Origin of the sequence: Streptomyces sp. BoleA5, from assembly GCF_000373665.1 — a bacterium.
Classification (GTDB): Bacteria; Actinomycetota; Actinomycetes; order Streptomycetales; family Streptomycetaceae; genus Actinacidiphila.
Genome location: NZ_KB892102.1, coordinates 211516 through 231976 on the forward strand (window position 1 = coordinate 211516; position 20461 = coordinate 231976).

The 20461-nt window shown below is 68.2% G+C and carries 13 protein-coding genes, 1 tRNA gene and 5 pseudogenes; 6 read left to right on the plus strand and 13 right to left on the minus strand.

Annotated features, from left to right (window positions below; genetic code table 11):
- Nucleotide 1 precedes the first annotated feature (1 nt).
- The 3 genes and pseudogenes from B085_RS0117560 to B085_RS50795 all read right to left on the minus strand — a co-directional run.
- Nucleotides 2-829: an enoyl-CoA hydratase/isomerase family protein gene (locus B085_RS0117560; protein ID WP_018559881.1), complete on the minus strand. Its 828-nt coding sequence runs from the start codon at nucleotides 827-829 to the stop codon at nucleotides 2-4.
- A gap of 241 nt (nucleotides 830-1070) precedes the next feature.
- A pseudogene (locus B085_RS42755) lies at nucleotides 1071-2454 on the minus strand (IS1380 family transposase).
- Nucleotides 2409-2706, minus strand: a pseudogene (locus tag B085_RS50795) (IS5/IS1182 family transposase); the annotation flags it as partial. The pseudogenes B085_RS50795 and B085_RS42755, both read right to left, overlap by 46 nt.
- 333 nt (nucleotides 2707-3039) lie before the next feature.
- On the opposite strand from B085_RS50795, the gene B085_RS51935 reads away from it, so the two are divergent.
- From B085_RS51935 to B085_RS51660, 3 genes are all read left to right on the plus strand, one after another.
- Nucleotides 3040-3669 carry a CGNR zinc finger domain-containing protein gene (locus tag B085_RS51935; RefSeq protein ID WP_078619932.1) on the plus strand — a complete coding sequence of 210 codons (630 nt, stop codon included), beginning with the start codon at nucleotides 3040-3042 and terminating at the stop codon, nucleotides 3667-3669.
- Between the two features lie 653 nt (nucleotides 3670-4322).
- Entirely contained in the window at nucleotides 4323-5138 is an 816-nt protein-coding gene (locus tag B085_RS0117570; protein ID WP_018559883.1) for an MBL fold metallo-hydrolase, read from the plus strand.
- A 492-nt stretch (nucleotides 5139-5630) separates the two neighbouring features.
- The gene (locus tag B085_RS51660) at nucleotides 5631-5924 is read left to right on the plus strand and encodes a universal stress protein (RefSeq protein ID WP_324603869.1); all 294 of its coding nucleotides are present in this window, start codon (nucleotides 5631-5633) and stop codon (nucleotides 5922-5924) included.
- A 149-nt stretch (nucleotides 5925-6073) separates the two neighbouring features.
- Here the strand turns inward: B085_RS51660 and B085_RS0117580 are convergent.
- A pseudogene (locus B085_RS0117580) lies at nucleotides 6074-6955 on the minus strand (helix-turn-helix transcriptional regulator).
- 252 nt (nucleotides 6956-7207) lie between these two features.
- Here B085_RS0117580 and B085_RS42760 point away from each other — a divergent pair.
- Both B085_RS42760 and B085_RS42765 read left to right on the plus strand, forming a co-directional pair.
- A pseudogene (locus B085_RS42760) lies at nucleotides 7208-8224 on the plus strand (zinc-dependent alcohol dehydrogenase family protein).
- Nucleotides 8225-8299: 75 nt separating this feature from the next.
- A pseudogene (locus tag B085_RS42765) lies at nucleotides 8300-8697 on the plus strand ((R)-mandelonitrile lyase).
- A gap of 1991 nt (nucleotides 8698-10688) precedes the next feature.
- Here B085_RS42765 and B085_RS0117600 read toward each other — a convergent pair.
- The 8 genes from B085_RS0117600 to galU all read right to left on the minus strand — a co-directional run bounded on the left by B085_RS0117600 (nucleotide 10689) and on the right by galU (nucleotide 16775).
- Complete coding sequence (locus tag B085_RS0117600) at nucleotides 10689-11276, minus strand: TetR/AcrR family transcriptional regulator (RefSeq protein WP_026251139.1); 588 nt, start codon at nucleotides 11274-11276, stop codon at nucleotides 10689-10691.
- Nucleotides 11277-11749: 473 nt separating this feature from the next.
- A tRNA-Ala gene (locus tag B085_RS0117605) sits at nucleotides 11750-11823 on the minus strand.
- Between the two features lie 61 nt (nucleotides 11824-11884).
- A complete protein-coding gene (locus tag B085_RS0117610) occupies nucleotides 11885-12745 on the minus strand; it encodes a hypothetical protein (RefSeq protein WP_018559888.1) in 861 nt (286 codons plus the stop codon).
- Nucleotides 12746-12885: 140 nt separating this feature from the next.
- On the minus strand, nucleotides 12886-13506 hold the full coding sequence (locus tag B085_RS0117615; RefSeq protein ID WP_026251140.1) for a GNAT family N-acetyltransferase: 621 nt from the start codon (nucleotides 13504-13506) through the stop codon (nucleotides 12886-12888).
- Nucleotides 13503-13991, minus strand: coding sequence for a MogA/MoaB family molybdenum cofactor biosynthesis protein (locus tag B085_RS0117620; RefSeq protein WP_018559890.1), 489 nt, complete (start codon nucleotides 13989-13991; stop codon nucleotides 13503-13505). The genes B085_RS0117615 and B085_RS0117620 overlap by 4 nt, the downstream gene beginning before the upstream one ends.
- The gene (gene moaC / locus B085_RS0117625) at nucleotides 13988-14470 is read right to left on the minus strand and encodes a cyclic pyranopterin monophosphate synthase MoaC (RefSeq protein WP_018559891.1); all 483 of its coding nucleotides are present in this window, start codon (nucleotides 14468-14470) and stop codon (nucleotides 13988-13990) included. The genes B085_RS0117620 and moaC overlap by 4 nt, the downstream gene beginning before the upstream one ends.
- 56 nt (nucleotides 14471-14526) lie before the next feature.
- Nucleotides 14527-15870, minus strand: coding sequence for a gephyrin-like molybdotransferase Glp (gene glp, locus B085_RS0117630; protein ID WP_018559892.1), 1344 nt, complete (start codon nucleotides 15868-15870; stop codon nucleotides 14527-14529).
- Nucleotides 15867-16775: a UTP--glucose-1-phosphate uridylyltransferase GalU gene (galU, locus tag B085_RS0117635; RefSeq protein WP_026251142.1), complete on the minus strand. Its 909-nt coding sequence runs from the start codon at nucleotides 16773-16775 to the stop codon at nucleotides 15867-15869. Before galU ends, glp begins: the two co-directional genes overlap by 4 nt.
- An 80-nt stretch (nucleotides 16776-16855) precedes the next feature.
- Between galU and B085_RS0117640 the strand changes: the two genes are divergently transcribed.
- The gene (locus B085_RS0117640) at nucleotides 16856-17452 is read left to right on the plus strand and encodes a 5-formyltetrahydrofolate cyclo-ligase (RefSeq protein ID WP_026251143.1); all 597 of its coding nucleotides are present in this window, start codon (nucleotides 16856-16858) and stop codon (nucleotides 17450-17452) included.
- A gap of 87 nt (nucleotides 17453-17539) precedes the next feature.
- On the opposite strand, the gene B085_RS0117645 is transcribed toward B085_RS0117640, so the two are convergent.
- The gene (locus tag B085_RS0117645) at nucleotides 17540-20386 is read right to left on the minus strand and encodes a penicillin acylase family protein (RefSeq protein ID WP_018559895.1); all 2847 of its coding nucleotides are present in this window, start codon (nucleotides 20384-20386) and stop codon (nucleotides 17540-17542) included.
- Nucleotides 20387-20461: the final 75 nt, after the last annotated feature.

Genomic DNA, 20461 nt, shown 5'->3' on the forward strand with positions numbered 1-20461 from the left:
CTCACCTGCCTTCGAATCGAGCCGAGCCCAGGCCCTTGGCGCGGGCCGACTCGAGTCCCTGCTGAAGATCGCGAGAGGGCCAGATACTGCGTTGCAGCTCGGCCATCTTCTCGTCGGCGGCCCGCACACCGTTCTCGAGCGTGTACGACACGACTGCCTTGGTGGCGGCATGCGCGATGGTGGCTCCGTGGCCCAGTTCCTGGGCCAGCGACAGAGCGACCTCGTCGAGCATCTCGTCTGCGACGACCCGGTTGATGACGCCCCACCGCTCAAGGGTGCGCGCATCGTATCGGCGAGCCAGCATCGCCATCTCCTTGGCGCGGGCGGCACCGGCGCGCTGCGTGAGTCGCTGCACAGCGCCGGAGAGCGGGGTCAGCCCCACTGTCGCCTCGACCGACCCGAGCTTGGCCGACTCGCCGGCCACGATCAGGTCGCATGCCAGGGCCAGCTCGAATCCGCCGCCTACACAGACGCCGCGCACCTCGGCCACGATGGGAATCGGAAGCTCGTCGAACTCACGCACGAACCTAATCCGGTCAATCTCCGGTTCCTGTCCGTCGAGGCCTTCGAACAGGGTCAAGTCTGCTCCCGCAGAGAAGTTCCGCAGCCCGCTGCGCAGCAGGACGGCCCGCGCACCCTGTTCCTGAGCCCACCGAATACTGTCCAGCAGCGCCTCCACCAAGACGTGCCCCATGAAGTTGTGCGGCCTGTACTGCATCGTCAGCACCGCGACCGGGCCGTCCATGCTTCGAACGATCACCGCGTCGTCACCGCCAGGCTGTCCGTCCGGCGACTGGTCGCCCGTTCCATTCACCAGTTCTTCAGCCATCCCCAGCTCACCCTTCTCCAAGCCAATGCCTTTGAGCCAGTATATGTATGCAGGTATACATGTCAACGTTAGCCTCGATCTTGCATGAGGGTCCGTCAGCTTGTTGACGCACCCTTTCGGCTCGCTCGGAGGCCGATTCCTGCGGGTGGGCAGGCTGGTGGCCCGGCTGTCGCGTCGGGTGGGCGCGGGGTTCCACGGCTGCGGTCGGGTGGCACTGATCGTGGGAACGGGAAGTTGCAGGTCAGCCGAGGTTCGGTAGGGCTGCGAGTCGTTGCAGGGCTCCGGTGCTCACGTCGGTCCATGGCCAGTGCCCCGCGAGGCGGAGGATGCGGCGGCGGCTGGTGGTGACGAGTCGGGCGGCGGTGGAGGACAGCCGCAGTCGCAGGCGGCGGGGTTCCCACCGACATACGGCCCCGGTCAGCGCCAGCGTCGGCATCCAGGCCAGCAGGTCCAGGGCGATCTGGGCGATCTCCAGCCAGATCTGGTTCTGCGCGGTGTCGTGCAGGGGCAGGTTGCGCAGGCCGGTGGCACGGGCGGCGCGGATGCGGTCCTCGGCCCTCGCACGCTGGCGGTGTCGCAGTTCGTGTGCGGCGTCGGGACGGTTTTGGTGCTGGTGGCGAAGCAGGTCAAGCGCATGCCGTCGGCGTCGGTCAGGCGCAACTGGGCGCCGGGATGCGGGCGTTCCTTGCGCACGATCAGTCGCATCCCGTTCGGCCAGCCCTTGAGGCAGTCGCCGTCGAGTTCGGCGATCCAGGTGCCGCCGCGGATCTCGCCGTCCGGCTCGGCGGCCGGCGTCGAGGCCGATGCCGGGACCTTCACGACGGCCTGGTGGATGGCATCGGTGATGGTCACGCCGACCGAGTAGGACAGCCACCGGCCGCGGGCGGACAGCCAGTCGAGGAACTCGTGGGGCCCCCGCCCGAGTCGGTCCGGATCAGCGTCTGCCGCCCGCGCCGGTACTTCTTCGGCAGCTGGGCCAGGGCGAGCCGGGCGGCGGTGATGTGGTCGGCGGCGGTGTTGCTGCCTGCGATCCCGAGCCGAAGCAGCCCGGCGACCGGCTCTCCGGACCCGTCCCGGCCGTGGTCGACGAACCCCATCAGTGGGTGGTGTCCGAAGGTCTTCTTCCAGGTCGCGGCCGCGTCCTGCTTCTCGGAATGCGCGATCACCAGCACTCCGTCCAGGTCCACGACCACCTGCCCGGCCGCGTCCGGTGCCGCGTCACCGGCCACCGTCCATACATGTTCACGGACGTGAGCGCGGGCCTGCTGCAATGCGATCAGCGCCTGCTTCCCGCCCGACGCCAGCGTGTCGATCAGCCAGGACACCGTCGGATCGGAGGCCACCGGCCCGACGGCCGGTTCGGCCCGCAGTATGCCGACGTCTGCCAGGCAGTCCCCACCCAGCGCGACCGCCAGCGCCACATCCAGCAGGACCTTGCCCAGGTCGTGCGCCGCCCGGGGCTTGCGCCACGGCGCCAACGCCGCCGATATCGCCTGATCCAGACCGGTCTTGCGGATCGTCTCCACCAGCAGCACACCGCCGGCCTGGGAGACCACCGCGCGACCACCGTGGCGCGTTGCCCTGGCGTCACCAGGATGACGAGCGGGCGGCCCTCGCCATCGCAGGCGAGGTGGATTTTGGTGGTCAGTCCGCCTCGGGACCGGCCGAGGGCGTGATCACCCGGTTCGTCCTGCCGACACTGCCCCCCCTTTTCGGCCGGTCCCAACGGCGTGCTGATGGGCACGGACGATGGTGAAGTCGATCTGGACCAGCCAGTCGATGTCGCCGGCCGCGTCTGCGCGGGCCTGGATCTGCTGCAGGGCCCGGGCGACGCCGTCCAGGGCGTAGCGGCGGATCCGGGTGTCGACCGTCTGCCATGCGGAGCGGTTGACGGCAGGCCGAGAGGCCGGTTGACCGACACTAGCTAAATCCTTACAGTAGTGTCATGTCTATCGAGGAGGGAGGCGCGCCTCGATGGCCCATACGCGCACTGACCTTGAATTCCGGGCGCAGGGGGATGTGACCCTGCGCGGTTGGCTGTATCAGCCCGACGGGGTTGATTCGGTTCCGGACTCGCCCCTCTGGACCAACACGGCCAAGCCGTTGCTCGCCCTAGTAGCCCCCACCGAACATGCGGCTCAGTACGAACGTCTGTCGGAGTACGGAATTCTGTTGGCCCTAGGATCAACCTAAGTTAAGGAAGGTCTCGCATGGCGCAGTGGATCGCTACAGAGCGAATTCCCGGACTGGCTCCGGCTCCGGGAGGATTGGCCTTCGTTCAGGATCTCTTGAACTCTTCCTCCGACGGCCTGGTAGGTCCCAGACACACTCACGATGATCTTCTATCTGACATCGTATCTGCGCGGGCCTGGCTGAATTCGTCGGGAAGGGCCCTGAGTGAGTCCTCCGGACTCGACTTCTCGCTGCCATCGTTGGCCGAGGAAGACCTCCCGGCCCTCAGGGAACTGCGAAGCGAGCTCCGAATACTCGTCTCCGGGCAAGCAGACGCAAATGCTGATCGATCCACCCCTCCGCCCCGACTTGGCTCGGCTGCAGTGACAATAGCGACAACCTCGGGCCCTTCGTTTGTCGCCCTGCCGAGCGGATACGGCTGGCACTGGGTAGCTTCTGCGGTTCTTGTGGAATCCTTCAATGCACAGAAGGAGGGTACTTGGCGACGGCTAAAAGCGTGCCAAAATCCCGCATGTGTAGCCGTGTTCTACGACCGGACACGGAACAACATTGGGGTCTGGCACAGCGTCCGGTCATGTGGCAACCCGGCCAACCTGCGCGCCTCGCGGGCCCGCAAGCGGGCATCCGCGGAAGATCGACCCAGCTGAATTTCCAGGCTTCCGAGCAGGCGAAATCGCACATTCGGCATGCGTCGCATCAGCCTCCGAGGCGTGCAGCACGCCCGACTCACTCGACGACGGCATCATGTCCATGACCAGCGGGCATATGGCTCGCTGGTCACGCCCTTGGCGCCGCCGCAGCGGTTGAAAGTCCATCGTACACACCGCATGTCGGCTGCTTTTCCTCATCGCCGCTCACCCAGACCCGGCCTATGATCCAATGGCGATTTGAAGCGCCTTCCCTCAGCGCCAACGCGGACCAGGCCCAGGGGTCTATTCCGCCTGCGGCACCGCGCTTTTATCCCTCGCATGTATTATCAATCACACCACTTCTTCTGGCTTGGCTATTGCAATCCTGGGCGGTAAGTTGGCTATAGTTTCCATTAGTCAGGTTGGCGACTAGGGCAACCCAGTCCTTCGCGCCTCTCCCTGGAGCAGTCCATGCTCGGTAGGCCGTGTTGTCCACCTGCGCGGATGGCATATCGAGGCCGCTGATGTCGACTGCGTCGCGTTGACGTTGCGTCGATTCCGGCAGCGTTAGTTTCTCGCATACCTGTTACGCCGTAGTCAGCCCAGCCCCAAAATCATCGATCACTCATTGAAAGGTAGCCATGTCTACAAACAGCGCTCTCGCGTACGAGGTGTTCACCGCCGACCCGATCCCGTTGAACGTTTCTGAACTCGTCCCCAACGGCGACCGGCGGATGTTCTCGCCCCTGTCCATCACACTCATCCACGGCGAGCACGACGCCATAATGGTCGACCCGCCCATGACCACCGTTCAGGGTGAGGCGGTCGCTGAGTGGGTTGAGACCAGCGGCAAGAACCTGACCCATATCTTCGTGACCCACGGCCACGGTGACCACTGGTTCGCCGCCAACCTCCTGGCCGAGCGGTTCGGCGCCCAGGTCGTTGCGACGGAGGGCACGATCAAGCAGATGCACCACAACGTGGCGATCCGTCAGGGCTTCTGGGACAAGCTCCTCCCCGGCCAGATCCCCGACTCTCCCGTCACGGCTGTGACTGTGCCCGACAACCGCTTCACGCTCGAAGGCCATGAGATGGTGATCGTCGAGGTCGGCCACACTGACACCGACGACACCTCCGTCCTGCACGTCCCCGACCTGCATCTCGTGGTCGCCGGTGACGTGATCTACAACGGCGTGCACCAGTTCCTGGTGGAAGCCAAGAACGGCGGCCTGGATGCATGGCGTCGTGCCATCGACACCGTCGAAGCCCTCCAGCCCCGCTGGATTGTCACCGGTCACAAGAACAAGGAACTCGACGACGACGCGACGCGCGCCATCAACGAGACCCGGCAGTACCTCAACGCCGCTGATGAACTGCTTCTCCAGCACGACAGCGCTCTCAGCTTCTTCAACGCCATGCTGGAGCTGTTCCCCGAGCGCCTTAACCCCGGTGCCCTGTGGAACGGGGCAGCCGCCCTTTACTCCTGAGCTCCTGGTCGCGGACAACGGCCGCAGGAGCACCACGACGGTCCGGCTTCGAGGTCGTCTCATCCCGGATCCACCGGCTTGATGCCTGTGGATAGCTTCTCGGAGACGAGGAAGTACCTTGCGACCTGTGATGATGGGAGTTCTTCACGCTTCCAGCACGCACGGTCAGCAAGGCACTTCCGAATGGGCCGTGAACCTCGGCCGCCCGGCACTACCGCGCCCGCGAGGGGGGCCTACATGTGCTGAGGAAACACGTTGAGAAGCTCATCGAACCCGACGGGGCCGTCACAGAAGTCAAACTCGGCCAGTTCCTCGACAACACTCGCCGCCGGCCGGGCGCTGGAGGACCTGTGCCGTCGGGTGCAGGCCGCGGCCGCCCACGACGCGCGTGGCGGCTCGGCGCAATGGGAGTCCTCGTCATGCGCCACGGCCGACGGGGATAGTGCTGGGGTGCCTCACGAGCGGAGGGGGCACGGTCAGATGGACACCGGCATGGACAGGGACCTGGGCTCCACGTGGTGGCAGCCGCCACCGAATCCGGAGTTGTACGGTCACGTGGTCGTCGGCGTGGACGGATCGGCGCACTCCGGGAAGGCCCTGGTGGCAGCGGTCACGGAGGCCGATCGCCGTGATGTGCGGCTGGAGATCGTTCACAGGCAGACTGCCGCTGCTCGCCCTCCTCTACTGGACCACGGAACACCGCGCACGCCACCGCGCCGTGCGCCGAGCCGAACTGGCCTGAGCCGGGCACGTCAGCCGTTGAAGGCGGCACGGCACCTGCGGTGAGTGAAAAGTCGGCCTGCCATGGCACCAGTTGTGGCGGGCCGACGGTCTGCAAGCTCTGGCATCTCGTGGCCAGCGGTTCCGATCCCGTCTCTTGCTGTGCTGCCTACACGTCTGCACTCCAGCGGCTGCGCATCGTCGGCCGGAAACGGTCAGCTGCCGGAGGGCGGTGCGGCCGAGGGGCTCTGGGGCGTGGCGGCCCAGGAGGCGAGCAGGCGCAGGCCCTCTTCGGAGGGGGAGGCTGGTTCGGCGGTGTAGATGGTGAGGGTGAGTCCGGGTTCGGCGGCCATCTCCAGCCCTTCGTAGGCGAGGGTGAGGTGGCCGACTGCCTGGTGGTGGAAGCGTTTCGTGCCGTGGTGGCGGACATTGTGGGCGCCCCAGCGAGTGCGGAATTCGTCGCTGCAGGTGGAGAGCTCGCCGACGAGGTCGTGCAGGTCCTTGTCGTGCGGGTTGCGGCTGGCTTCGGTCCGCAGGATGGCGACGGCGATGTCGGCGGCCTGGTCCCAGTCGGGGTAAAAGCGGCGGGACGCGGGGTCAAGGAAGTTGAAGCGGGCCAGGTTGGCCTGGTTGGCGGGTGTGGCGTAGACGTCGGTATAGAAGGCCCTGGCGAGCTGGTTGGCGGCGAGGATGTCCATGCGTCCGTTGCGGACGAACGCCGGTCCTGCCGTGATGGGTCCAGGGTCCACTGCAGGCTGCTGTGGCTTCCACTGGCCCGTGTTACGCCGACGGCGCGGTCGGGTGAGGGCATCGGAGCCGTCGGCGGCCTGGGCCAGGTTCAGCAGGTGGGCGCGTTCGGCGTCGTCGAACCGGAGGGCGCGGGCCAGGGCTTCGAGGACGGCCGGGGAGACACCGGCGAGGTTGCCGCGTTCGAGCTTGGCGTAGTACTCGACGCTCAGGTCGGCCAGGGCCGCGACCTCACTGCGGCGCAGCCCCGGCACCCGACGCCGGGAACCGGACGACAGCCCGGCCTGCTCAGGAGTGATCTTTGCGCGCCGCGAGGTCAGGAACTCACGGACCTCTTCACGGTTGTCCACACCTCGACGGTACGTCCCGCCCGCGACCAGAGGGATGTACTGCCAGTACCCCCCTTGGTGGTATCTCCCTGCGGGCGCGAAGAGGCGGTTACCTGGAACACCGCGTGCTCCTCCCACGGACCGTCAAGGCGGTTACGGAAGGTGCTCGTGCCCGGCTCAGGGGTCCGCCACCCGCTGTTCTGGGCTCGTACGTACCCGGCGCCGCACCGCACCCCCCGCCGGCGCACACCGAGACACGCAAAGGAACCACTCATGCGCGGAGCAGTGATCCACGCCGCCGGCGACATCCGCTTCGAGACGCTCGACGACCCGAAGATCCTCCACCCCACCGACGCGATCATCCGCACCGCGGTCACCTGCGTGTGCGGCTCGGACCTGTGGCCCTACCGCGGTGCGGAGACGACGGACGCTGCCCATCCGATGGGCCACGGGTACGTCGGCTTCGTCGAGGAGGTCGGATCCGAGGTCACCGCAGTGAAGCCGGGTCAGTTCGTCGTCGGCTCCTTCGCGACGTCGGACAACACCTGCGTGAACTGCCTGAACGGCTTTCAGTCGAGCTGTCTGCACCGCGAGTTCATGAGCACCTGCCAGGCCGAATACATCCGCGTCCCCAACGCCCCAGGGCACCCTGGTGGCCACCGAGGAGATCCCGGACAAGCCGCTCTGGCCCGGGCTGCTGGCCGTCTCCGACGTTATGGGCACCGGCTGGTGGGCCGCCGACGCCGCCGAGGTCAAGCCCGGCTCCACCGCAGTGATCGTCGGCGACGGCGCGGTCGGCCTGTGCGCGGTGATCGCGGCCAAGGAGATGGGCGCCGGGCGGATCATCGCCATGTCCCGGCACGAGCCCCGGCAGAAGCTCGCCCGCCATTTCGGCGCGACGGACATCGTCACCGAGCGCGGCAAGGGGGGCGTGGCCCAGGTCAAGGAACTCACCGGCGGGATCGGCGCCGACAGTGTGCTGGAATGCGTCGGCACCGCCCAGGCGATGCAGCAGGCACTGCACTCGGCCCGGCCCGGTGGCAACGTCGGCTTCGTCGGCGTCCGCACGAGGTCGCCGTCGACGGGCAGGAGCTGTCCTTCTCCCACGTCGGCCTGCGCGGCGGCCCCGCCCCCGTGCGCCGCTACCTGCCCGACCTCATCGACCGTGTCCTGACCGGCCGGATCGACCCGGGCAAGGTCTTCGACCTCACCCTCCCCCTCGACCAGGTCGCCGAGGGCTACCAGGCCATGGACGAACGCCGCGCCATCAAGACCCTCCTCCAGCCCTGATCCGCGCGCACCCGCGCCGACGCCTACGCACGGGCTCCCTCTGTTCACTCACAATGCTCAAGGCAAGGAACGACCATGAAGATCACGCGAAGCTCGATCGCCACCGCGAAGGGCCCGGCTGACTGGTTCACCGGCAACGTCTACATAGACGCCGTCGCCGCGGCCCCCGCTCCGTCCCGGGTCAGCGCCAACCTGGTGCACTTCATGCCCGGGGCGCGGACCCACTGGCACCGCCACCCACTGGCCAGACTGTCTTTGTCGTGGAAGGAATCGGCCTGTGCCAGGGCCGAGGCGGCCCTGTCGAGGTCATCCGGCCCGGCGACCGCGTGCTGTTCGAGGCTGACGAGGAGCACTGGCACGGCGCCGCGCCGAACCGGCTGATGGTCCACCTGGCCATCAACGAGGGCGACGCCGACCACGACGTCGTGTACTGGCTGACCCCCGTCACCGACGAGGAGTACGCCACCGCCTGACAACCGCTCTGCGAGCACGCCGAGCCGCTCCCTGGCCGCAGGATCCTCCAAGAACAGCTTCTCGTACGTCAGCGCGCCGAAGCCGCGTTCGCGTGACCCGTTCTGCCCCGGCGTGCGGACGTGCCGCAGCTCGGGGCGGGTGGGTGACGATGGTGACCAGCGGCTGGACCGCGCCGTCGGCGTCGCGTGGGGCGAGCTCCGCCAGCGGCCTGCCGGCCAGCACTTCGGCCTCTTTGAGGGCGAGTTCGACTGCAGCGATGGCGTCGTGCTGGTTCGCGGTGGGCGAGATGTGCAATCCCAGTTCGCATTTCGACCAAGCAGCCATCAGGGTGGGAACCATAAGCACCGGGGGATTGTCATCGTTGACCCCTGGGTGCTGGCCCAGAAGGAATTCACCGCCCGAGGGTATACCGGCAGTACGACCACCACCGACGTCCGTGGACGCACGACCGACCTTCTGCCGGGTCTCAGGTCAGGTCGTGGCGGGTCTCGATGAGCCGGTTGCCGATTATGTCAAGTGTAATCTGTCACTCAGAGAAGCACCGAGACTGCTCGAAGGTGAACGTGCGGTACATCCGCAACCGGGGGATACTGGTGGTCTTAGAAATCCGTCCTGTGAGGAGAGCAGCTATGGCAGAGGGCAGAGATCCCACGCGGGAAGAGAAAATCAAGGATGCCCTTAGTGCCGCTCCGCACTTCATCGCTGAGACGGCAACGGTCCTGGACTCGGACATGAAGACGGTCCTTAGGGAAGGGTCACCTGAATGGATTTGCATGCCCACCCCTCCCGGCCAACCAGCCCCAGGCCCCATGTGCCTTGACCCAACCTGGATGCAGTTTGCCAAGGAGATCATGCAGGGCAAGGCACCAACGATCGATCGTATCGGTATCTCCTATATGCTAATGGGCGAAACCGGTGCGGATTTCGATAACCTAATGGCGACAGAGCCTCCACCGGGAAAGGACTGGTATCGCGCCGGGCCACACGAAATGTTCTGTTTCCCCAAAGGGGCCGGTCACATCCTGAAGGGCATTGGACATGACCCCTCATCGGGACAACCGTATGTAAGGTCGGTTCCAGGAGCAGAGCCCATGCTCGTCGTCCCCATCGCCAAGCCGGGTGAAGCAGCCTGCGGCTGTCGAAGCGACTGTCCTTGTTGCCGGAACTCGGCTAAAAATGGCTCTGAGTCTTCTGCTTGAGGTGCCCATAGGCGTCCGATTGCTGAGCCCGGATGCACCGAGTCCGGCCTGCACCGGCAGTTCGTGACGCGGAGTGCGGGTGCCGTAGGTGACTACTGCCGGATGGGTGAGGAGTGTTAGCCGATCCGTGATCAGGCCCTCTTGCCGCTGGCGAACCCAGGAACCCATCTGCTCAACTGCTTCGACATAGGAAATCTCGCCCAGATCAACCCGTTCCATCCCGCTCTCCCACAACCGACTTCTTCGATATAGAGACCACTCAATAGACCGCCAGAGCGCACGCCGAGCGAAGAAGTTACCAGGGCGAACGTTGCCTTATGTGGCACTAGCGTCGAAAAGGGTATGTCCGACGGGCAATCTGCTCCATTGTTCTTCCATGCTCTACCGCAGTCCGGCTTGTGTGGAGTGGCCGTCTCGTGCTGTTGGCCGTAGCGCCTCAAACGAAATCCGCCCGGCTCGCTCCCTCTACCGGCGTCGGCGCGCCCACCGCAAGCCATCTCTCCGAATCCGCCTCTGGCGGTTACTCGCGCCCGCCGAAGCTCATGACCGCAAAGGCGAAGCACAGGCTGCGGATAATGCACTGTTCTGTTGTTTACCGGGCTGGTCTGGCCGCTCGCCGAGGTCCAAGGCTTGCCGAGCGGGCGCCCCATATAAGGCGAGCACGAGGAGGAGACCCTCGCCGAAATGGGGTACGACTACCGGCCGAAGACTGGGGGAGCACCCCCAGCAATTGACTCTGATCTCCAGGAACGACGCTCATAGTCCAGCCGACAAGCCCTTGCACTGCCTGATCACACCGTATTGACGCGATCGCGGTCCATGGTCAGCCGCATCAACTCGATCAGGGAGTCGAATGGAGCGGGATCGTCCATCGCTCGGGAGACGATGAGCGCACCCTCGTAGCCGGTAATTGCGGTGGTCGCCCAGCGGCGTGCGTCTGGCTCTGTCGCGCCACGCTCTACCAACAGAGTGGCGAAGAAGTCGATCGACCCCTCGATGGCAGTGGCAGCAGATTCGAACAGAGCGGGGGACGTGTGGCTGCTTTCTAGGATGACCGCCCCGATCGGGCAACCCTCCCGAAAGTCAGTCGACACGGCGTAGTCCCGGGCCCTCGTCAAGAATGCGATCACGAGCTCCCGCGGGGTCTCGCATGCGGCGGCCAGTCGCGTCAGCCGGGCTTGCTCGGACTGGTGGTGTGCGGCAATGACTTCGCCAGCGAACTCGTCCTTGCCGCCGGGGAAGTGGAAGTACACCGAACCGCGGGGAGCGCCGCTCTCCGCGAGGACGTCGGAGAACGCGGTACCCACGTACCCGCGGGCGCTGTACAACCGGCGACCCGCCATGATCATTTGTTCGCGACTGTCAGATCTGGCTGGCATGGCTCCATTGTACCGTAAATATGTATGTCCAGAGGCATAATGAGAAGGGGCGATCGTCCTCTGGTGGGTCACCACAGCCGCTCACCAGCCGTCGTTTGCTCATCTCGGCGAGGGTGCCAGTGTTGTGCTCGCCTTGTAACGTGGGCGGGACCTCCGGTCCAGGGCGACTACGGCGGGGGCGGCCAAGCTGGGCTTGACGTGCGCCGATACCCTTCGGCGGGCCGAGCCGGGCAAGTACGTGACGTCGTTGCGGGTTCCGCCGGTCACCTGACAAGATCCCTGTGGCGACCTGCCCGGGTAGTTACTGCCACGGGGTCAAGGCCCCCGCTCGACGTGCCCACGGCACCGGACGGGACTTCCCGAAGCGGCATCCGTGCCGTACCCAGCCTGAAATGCAGGAAATCCCACCCAGACAACCGATCTGGATGGGATCTCGTGAACCGTTCCCGACCTAAGTCGTGAACGGCCCGCTGTGGACCTGAGGGGATTCGAACCCCTGACCCCCTCGATGCGAACGAGGTGCGCTACCGGACTGCGCCACAGGCCCTTGCAACGAGGAAAACTCTAGCATCCCGGCGGGGGTGCTCTGCGCCCCCGGCGCCGGGTGGTCACTCGTTGGCGGCGCGGGGGCGGTCGCGGTCGGCGTGCTGGTCGAACAGCGGGGTGCGGGAGCGGTCCCGGGAGCGGCGCGGGGTGACCGGGGCGGTGGAGAACGTGGGACGCGGCGCCGGCACCTCCCACGTGTCCTCGACGGGGACGCGCTGCTGGTCGACCCACTCGGCGTGGTCGGTCTGCTCGACGAGGGCGCGTCGGTCGGCCGTGGCGGGCTCCTCGGCGGGCGGGGTGGGTTCGGCCACATCGGGGACGTCGTGGACGGGCTCGCGGGTCGTGCGGGCCTCGCGCAGGCGCTTGGCGGCGTCGGCGGCGCGGCGCTGGTCGAGCTTGACCTCGAAGCGGCGGCGTTCCTGGGCGCGCAGGTAGGCGATGTAGAACGTGAGCAGTACGGCGGGCGCGGCCGGGGCCCAGAGGAAGGCGACACCGCCGACGGCGGCGACGATCATGCCCGCGGTGAAGCCCAGGAAGAGCATCGTGATGGTGCGGCGGCGGGCGACGAGCACCTTGGCCCGCGGATTGGGCTTTTTCGCCTTCCCGGCGTTCGCCTGACCGCCCTGCTTCGCCGGCTTCCCCGCCTTCGCGGTCTGCCGGGGCTTCGGCTTCACCTCCGTCGCGGGCACGGCAAGGGCCCGGACGTCGACCGCGGGCTCCGCCTCGGCCTCCGATTCCGGGTCCGCCGTCTTGGCGTACCTGCGCTCCAGGGCCGCGCGTCCGGACAACAGCCGGATGGCGGTGCTGAAGCGTTCCGTCGGGCGCGCTTCGTTGAGCTCGTCCTGCCTACGGAGCCACATCGGCACCAAGTAGGCAGCCCAGGCCCCGACGATGACTGCGTAGATGAGGCCGCTGCTGCTCACGCATCACACGGTAGGGGGGTTCACGACAGGGGATACGCAATTTGGCGCGGTGTGTCGCACGATCTGGCTGATACTCCGAAATTTTTTTCTGATTGCGTTCAAGTCGGAGTCCGTTCGGCGGCCTTTTTCGAACAGATATTTTATTTGTGAGCCGTGCCAGGTCGGGCCTGGTGCCAGCGGTGGAGCATTCCCTCCGGCACCTCCTCCGCCGTCAACGCGAAGACCAGGTGGTCACGCCAGGCTCCGTCGATATGCAGATAGCGGGGGCGCAGTCCTTCCTCTCGGAAGCCGAGTTTCTCCACCACCCGCCGGCTCGGCATGTTCTCCGGCCGGATGCAGACCTCGACGCGATGCAGCCCCACCGCGCGGAAGCAGTGGTCGACGGCGAGCGCGACGGCGGTGGGCATGACCCCGCGGCCGGCGACGGCCTCGTCGACCCAGTAGCCGACGTGGGCGCTGCACATGGAGCCCCAGGTGACCCCGGCGACGGTGAGCTGCCCGGCGAGCCGTCCCCGGTAATCGATGACGAACGGCATCATGCGGCCCGCTGCGGCCTCGTGGCGCAGATGGCGGACCATCTGCCGGTAGGTGGGCCGCTGGGTGAGATGACCGGGCGGGGCCGGGGGCACCGTGGCCTCCCACGGCCGCAGCCATTCGCGGTTGCGCCGGTTCACCTCACGCCACGCCCGCTGGTCGCGCATCCTTATCGGGCGGAGGAGGACGTCCCCGTCCGCCAGCTCGGCCGGCCAGGACCCGTTCAGCTCGGTCTCCCAGACGTAGGGTGGTCGCCGCCGTGGATCTGCTCGACGGCGTGGACGAGGATCGGGGCCAGAACGGCCAGGCCGTCCTTGACGCCGCCGGTCGAACCGGGGAGGTTCACCACCAGGGTGCGCCCGGCGACACCGCACACGCCACGGGACAGCGCGGCCGTCGGCACCTTCTCGCGGCCCGCGGCGCGCACCGCCTCGGCGACGCCCGGGACCTCGTAGTCGAGGACGGCGCGGGTGACCTCCGGGGTGCGGTCGGTGGGCGAGATACCGGTGCCGCCGGTGGTGACCACGACGTCGTACCCCTCGGCCACGGCCTCCCGCAGCGCGCTGCCGACGGGGTCGCCGTCCGGGACGACGCGCGGGCCGTCGACGGTGAAGCCCATCTCCCGCAGGCCGGCGACGACCAGCGGGCCGCCCCGGTCCTCGTAGACCCCGGCGGCCGCGCGGTTGGACGCGGTGATCGCGAGTGCCCTCATCGGGTGCGGCTCCAGTCGCCGGACTTGCCGCCGGACTTCTCCTCGACCCGTACGTCCGTGATGACCGCGGCCTTGTCGACGGCCTTGACCATGTCGACGACCGTCAGCGCGGCGACGCTCACCGCCGTGAGGGCCTCCATCTCGACACCCGTGCGGTCGGTGGTCTTCACGGTGGCGGCGATGTCCACGGAGGAGTCGCCCACGGTGAGGTCGACCTTCACCCCGGAGACCGCCAGCGGGTGGCAGAGCGGGATGAGGTCGGGGGTGCGCTTGGCGCCCATGATCCCGGCGATGCGCGCGGTGGCGAGGGCGTCGCCCTTGGGCACGCCCTCGCCCCGCAGCAGCTCGATGACGCGCGGCGACACCAGGACCCGGCCGGTGGCACGGGCGGTGCGGGCGGTGACGTCCTTCTCCGAGACGTCGACCATACGGGCCGCCCCCGCGTCGTCGATGTGCGTCAGATGCTGCTGTTCTGTCATCGGTACGGCACTCCCACTGCTCGCCGCGTGCTCGCGTGGGCAGTAACGGTACCCGCTCAGTCGAGCAGCACGACGTCGACCTCCGAGCCCGCCGGGACCTCCGTCGTGTCCTCCGGCACCACGATCAGCGCGTTCGCGTGGGCGAGCGCCTTGACCAGGTGCGATCCGGCACCGCCCACAGGGGTGACCCGCCCGGAGGAGGGGTCGTGGCGGCCGCGCAGGAACTGCCGCCTGCCCTTGGGCGAGGAGGTCAGCTCGCCCTCGCACACGGCCCGCACGGTCGTCCGGAACACCGGCTCCACACCCATCAGGGTGCGGATCGCGGGGCGGACGAACACCTCGAACGAGACGTAGGCGCTGACCGGGTTGCCGGGCAGGGCGATCAGCGGGGTGCGCTCGGGCTCCGGCGGAGCGGCCTCCGCGTCCCCGCCGTCGCCCTCCGCCTCGGCGCGGGCACCGACGTCGATGAAGCCGAAGCCCTGCGGCTTGCCGGGCTGCATCGCCAGCTTGCGGAAGTCGATCTCCTCACCGAGGGCCTCCTTCACCACGTCGTACGCGCCGACGCTGACGCCGCCGCTGGTGACCACGAGGTCCGCCCGGATCAGCTGGTCCTCGACGGTCGCCCGGAAGGTCTCGGCGTCGTCCGCGACGGCGCCCACCCGGTAGGACTGGGCGCCGGCCTCGCGGGCGGCGGCGGTGAGCATGTAGCTGTTGGAGTCGTGGATACGGCCCGGGCCCAGCTCCTCGCCGGGCGGGACCAGCTCGCTGCCGGTGGAGACCACGACCACCCGCGGCCGGGGCCGCACCCGTACCGTGGCCCGGCCGACGGCCGCGAGCAGGGCGATCTGCGGCGGGCCCAGCACCGTGCCGGCGCTCAGCGCCAGCTCGCCCGCGGCGACGTCGCTGCCGCGGGCGCGGACGTGGTCGCCCCGCCCCACGGGCCGGTAGACCCGGACCTCGCCGCCCACGGCGTCGGGGCTCCGGCTCGCGGCCGGCATCCCGACCACCGGAGCGCCGCCGGTGCCGCCGTCGGTCCACTCGACGGGGACGACGGCCTCGGCGCCGGGCGGCAGCGGGGCGCCGGTCATGATCCGGGCGGTCTGCCCGGGCCCCACGGTGGGCAGTTCGCCACTGCCGGCCGCCACGTCACCGATGACGGTGAGCACGGCCGGATGGGATGCGTCGGCGCCCTGGGTGTCGGTGGTACGGACCGCGTAGCCGTCCATCGAGCTGTTCTCGAAGGGCGGCAGCGCGACCGGCACCATGACGTCCTCGACAAGGACGCACCCCTGCGCGTCGAGGAGTTGCAGCTCGATGGGTTCCAGCGGCTTCAGTTGCCGCAGGATGTTGTCGAGGTGCTCCGAGACGGACCAGACGCGGTCAGCCGTGCCGCTGCTCAATCTTGCATCTCCTCGCTGACATACGTGCGCAGCCAGGACCGGAAGTCCGGCCCCAGGTCATCACGTTCGCATGCCAGTCGGACAATCGCACGCAGGTAGTCGCCACGGTCTCCGGTGTCGTAGCGCCGGCCCGTGAAGATGACGCCGTGCACGGGCCCGTCCGGTCCGTCCTCCTGGGCCAGTTCGCGCAGCGCGTCGGTCAGCTGGATCTCGCCGCCGCGGCCCGGCTGGGTCTTGCTGAGCACCGCGAAGACCGAGGGGTCCAGCACATAGCGCCCGATGACGGCGAACGCGGAGGGGGCCTCGCCCGGCGCGGGCTTCTCGACGAGGTCGGTCACACGGACCACGTCCTCCTCGGCGGTGGGGACTATGGCGGCGCAGCCGTACAGGTGGATCTGACTCGGATCCACCTCCATCAGCGCGACGACGCTGCCGCCGTGCCGCTCCTGCACCTCGATCATGCGGCCGAGCAGCGGGTCCCGGGGGTCGATCAGGTCGTCGCCGAGGAGCACCGCGAAGGGCTGGTCGCCGACGTGCGGCTCGGCGCAGAGCACGGCGTGGCCGAGGCCGCGCGGGTCGCCCTGGCGGACGTAGTGCATGGTGGCGAGGTCGCTGGACTCCTGGACCCGTGCCAGGCGCGCCTCGTCGCCCTTGGCGGTGAGCGCCGACTCGAGCTCGTAGTTGCGGTCGAAGTGGTCCTCGAGCGGCCGCTTGTTCCGACCTGTGATCATGAGGACGTCGGAGAGGTTCGCTGCGACGGCCTCCTCGACGACGTACTGGATGGCGGGCTTGTCGACCACCGGCAGCATTTCCTTGGGAGTCGCCTTCGTGGCGGGCAGGAAACGGGTGCCAAGCCCGGCGGCAGGGATGACAGCCTTGCTGATCCGGGTACGCGCGTGAGTCATGGGGCAACGATAACCGCTGTATATGAGGTGAAGATGAAGTTCCGGTTGCTTGATGACGATAGGCGGCGGTTGCACGTCAAATGAGTGACGACAACGCTAGCAAGGGGGAGTTGCGGGAACGCCTCCTCCAGGTGAGACGCGGGTTGACGCCCGGCGACCGCGCGGAGGCCGAACGGGTGATCGCACAACACGCCCTGGACCTGCCTGAATTGTCGCAGGCCCGCACGGTGGCGGCCTATGTCTCGATGGGCGGCGAGCCCGGCACCCGCGCGCTGCTCGACCTGCTGCGGGCACGCGGGGAGCGGGTGCTGCTGCCGGTCCTGCTCCCCGACAACGACCTGGACTGGGCCCCTTACGAGGGCTCCGGAGGCCTGCTGCGTGCCGCCCGCGGCCTGTACGAGCCCACCGGTCCCCGACTAGGCCCGGACGCCGTCACCCGGGCGGACGCGGTCCTGCTCCCCGGACTGGCCGTCGACGGCCGGGGAATGCGGCTGGGCCGCGGCGGGGGCTCGTACGACCGCGTCCTGGCCCGGCTGGACGCGGCGGGGGCGACGCCGGCGCTGGTGGTGCTGCTGTACGCGCACGAGGTGCTGGAGCGGTTGCCCGACGAGCCGCACGACCGGCCGGTCGACGCGGTGGTCACCCCGGAGGGCGTGCGGCGCTTCGGCAAGGGCTGAGGACCACCGAGGACAGCTGGACGGCCGAGGACGGCTGAGGGGCGGGCCCGAAGGCCCGCCCCTGTCGTCACGCGCCGCCCGCGCGGGCTACGGCGTCAGCGCCAGGGTGTCCTCCGTGGCCCCGTCGACCGACTGCCCGGTGAAGACCCACGGCAGCAGTTCGCCCTTGGCCCACTTGGTGGTCTGGTCGGTGTAGTGGGAGCTGTAGGCATGTCCGGAGGCTCCCGTCAGGTTGATCCAACGGGACTTGTCGAAGTCGTCCAGCGAGACCACCATCCGCATCGACGGCACCCAGACCACCTCGTAGCCGCCGGCCGCGTTCCAGCCGGTCGCGTTGACCGCGGCCTCGCCGCCGCCGAGCTGCCACGGACCGCGGTTGAGCAGCCAGCGGACGACGGCCGGACCACCGGTGCCCAGGGTCTGGTTGCGCAGCTCCAGCGTGTGGAGACGGCCCCAGCTCCAGGTGTCGATGTTCTTGCCGAGCTTCGCGGTCAGCTCGTAGCGGGCGTCCTTCATGGCCCGGGCCAGCAGCTCGTCGCGGGTGGTGCGGGTCCGGTCGCTGTCCTTGTCGTAGAAGGCCGAGGGGGAGTCCGTCCACCACTGGCTGTCCTGGTCGTCCAGGATGTTGCGCACGACCTCGAACCAGCGGTCGCCGCCGTCCGGCTGCGCCTGGTCGGCGGCGCGCCGGCCGCACTCGCGCACCAGCTGGGACTTGCCGTCGAGGTCGTCCACCGGGCCGGACCGGTCGGCGGCCGGGACGGTCAGGCACTGGCCCTCGGGGCGCAGCTCCTTGGGCAGCTTGTTGCCGAAGGCCAGCTTGAGGACGTTGCGCCAGACGGCGTTGAAGTAGGCGGCGGGCGCGGAGTCGGCGTCCTGGTTGTAGTCCCAGCCCTCCAGCAGCTTCTGGGCGTTGCGGACGTAGTCGTCCTTGTCGTCCTTTATGTCGACCTTCAGCAGGTACGGCACCAGGAGCTTGGCGATCTCGCTGCTGTTGTCGCCCTGCATCTTCTGCATGTCGTCCATGGAGATCAGGCCGCTGTCCTTGATCTTGGACTGGATCAGGTCGTTGATCCGCTGGCTGCGCGTGCCGTAGCCCCAGTCCTGGGTGAGCAGGTAGGGGTACTTGCCCTGGTCGACCACGGCCTGGTTGGCGGTGACGATGTAGCCGCGCTCCGGGTCGCGCTCGTACGGCATCGCGGAGAAGGGGATCCACTTCTTCCACTGGTACCGCGGGTCCCAGCCGGGGGCCGGGTAGGTGCCGTCGTAGCCGGCGGCGCGGACCGGGATCCGGCCGGGGGCCTGGTAGCCGATGTGGCCCTTGTCGCCCTTGTTGTCGGCGTAGATCAGGTTCTGGGACGGGACGGCGAAGTCGCGGGCGGCGGCCCGGAACTGCTCCCAGCCGGTCGCCGCGTCGAGCTTGAAGACCGCGTCCATGGTGTTGGACGGGATCAGCGCGGTCCAGCGCAGGGAGACCGCGTAGCCCTCGCCGCGGTCGGGCGCGGAGTTCGGGACCGGGGCGCGGTTGCCGACGGTGCGCAGTTCGGCGCTGCGGTCGGAGATCACCGGTCCGTTGCCGGTGCTGCGCACCGTGATCGTGCGGTCGTCGCCGCCGGCGACCTTGATGGTCTCCTTGCGGGTCTTGAAGGCCCGCTGCTTGCCGTCGTAGAGGTACGTGTCGGCGGTGACCTTCTCCAGGTAGAGGTCGGTCACGTCGGCACCGAGGTTGGTCATGCCCCAGGCGATCGACTGGTTGTGTCCGATGATCACGCCCGGCATGCCGGAGAAGGTGTAGCCGGCCACGTCGAAGGGGCAGGCCTCGCCGACGCTGTTGCAGTGCAGGCCCATCTGGTACCAGAGCGAGGGCATCTGCGGGGCCAGGTGCGGGTCGTTGGCCAGCAGCGGCTTGCCGGTGGTGGTGTGGCGACCGTCGACCACCCAGGAGTTGGATCCGATGCCGTTGCCGTTGGGGCCGAGCAGCGCGGGGATCTGGTCGAGGGTGTCGGAGAGCGAGGCGAGCTGGGACTGGACGTTCTGGGACGCGTCGGAGGTCGAGGCGGCGTCGGTGCCGGTGCCGGTACCCGTACCGGTTTCGGTGCCCGTACCGGTTTCGGTGCCCGTTCCGTCGCCGGTGCCGTCGCCGGTGCCTGTTCCGTCGCCGGGGTTCGTGCCCGCTTCCGTGGTCGTTCCGGCCGGTTCGTACTCGCCGGTGAGGTCGTCGACCTTGCCGGCCTCGACGATCGGCTTGTTCCGGTCGTACGGGTAGGCGGGGTAGAGCTGCTTGATCTGCGCGGGGGTCAGGCGGCTCGACAGCAGCGAGCGGTCGATCTCGTCCTGCATGTTGCCGCGCAGGTCCCAGGCCATCGCCTTGAGCCACGCGACCGAGTCGACCGGGGTCCACTTCTCCGGCACGTAGTCGTTGCTGAACTTCAGCGCCGCGTACTCGACGGACAGGTCGGCGCCGGAGTGGCCGTCCAAGTAGGCGTTGACTCCGTCGGAGTAGGCCTCGAGGTACTTCTTGGTGTCGGCCGACAGCTTGGTGTCGTACTCCTGCTGCGCGACCCGGCGCCAGCCGAGGGTGCGCAGGAAGGCGTCGGTCTCGACCTGGCCGCTGCCGAACATCTCCGACAGCCGGCCGGCGGTCAGGTGCCGGCGCACGTCCATCTCGTAGAAACGGTCCTGCGCCTGGACGTAGCCCTGGGCGCGGAACAGGTCCTCGGCGGTGTCGGCGTAGATCTGCGGGATCCCGTTGCCGTCGCGCTTCACTTGGACGGCGCCGGTCAGGCCCTTGAGCTGCAGGGTTCCGGTGGTCTGCGGGAGGGAGGCGCGGACGGTGGCGACGCTCCAGTACGACCCGTAGACGATGCCCGCCACGAGCACGAGCACGACCCCGATCACGATGAGGCGCGTGCGGCGGGACTTCTTCTTGGCGGGCATCGATGTCCTTCGAAAGGCAGGGTGGACCGATTGCTAGGGGCCACCTTAGGCGTACCGACCCGTAGCTCCCCACGC

Bases quoted from the DNA above. Each gene is read 5' to 3' on its own strand.
- B085_RS0117560 (WP_018559881.1), bottom strand. From the start codon at position 829: ATGGCTGAAGAACTGGTGAATGGAACGGGCGACCAGTCGCCGGACGGA.
- B085_RS51935 (WP_078619932.1), top strand. From the start codon at position 3,040: ATGGCGCAGTGGATCGCTACAGAGCGAATTCCCGGACTGGCTCCGGCT.
- B085_RS51660 (WP_324603869.1), top strand. From the start codon at position 5,631: ATGGACAGGGACCTGGGCTCCACGTGGTGGCAGCCGCCACCGAATCCG.
- B085_RS0117600 (WP_026251139.1), bottom strand. From the start codon at position 11,276: ATGCCAGCCAGATCTGACAGTCGCGAACAAATGATCATGGCGGGTCGC.
- B085_RS0117620 (WP_018559890.1), bottom strand. From the start codon at position 13,991: ATGAGGGCACTCGCGATCACCGCGTCCAACCGCGCGGCCGCCGGGGTC.
- moaC (WP_018559891.1), bottom strand. From the start codon at position 14,470: ATGACAGAACAGCAGCATCTGACGCACATCGACGACGCGGGGGCGGCC.
- galU (WP_026251142.1), bottom strand. From the start codon at position 16,775: ATGACTCACGCGCGTACCCGGATCAGCAAGGCTGTCATCCCTGCCGCC.
- B085_RS0117640 (WP_026251143.1), top strand. From the start codon at position 16,856: ATGAGTGACGACAACGCTAGCAAGGGGGAGTTGCGGGAACGCCTCCTC.
- B085_RS0117645 (WP_018559895.1), bottom strand. From the start codon at position 20,386: ATGCCCGCCAAGAAGAAGTCCCGCCGCACGCGCCTCATCGTGATCGGG.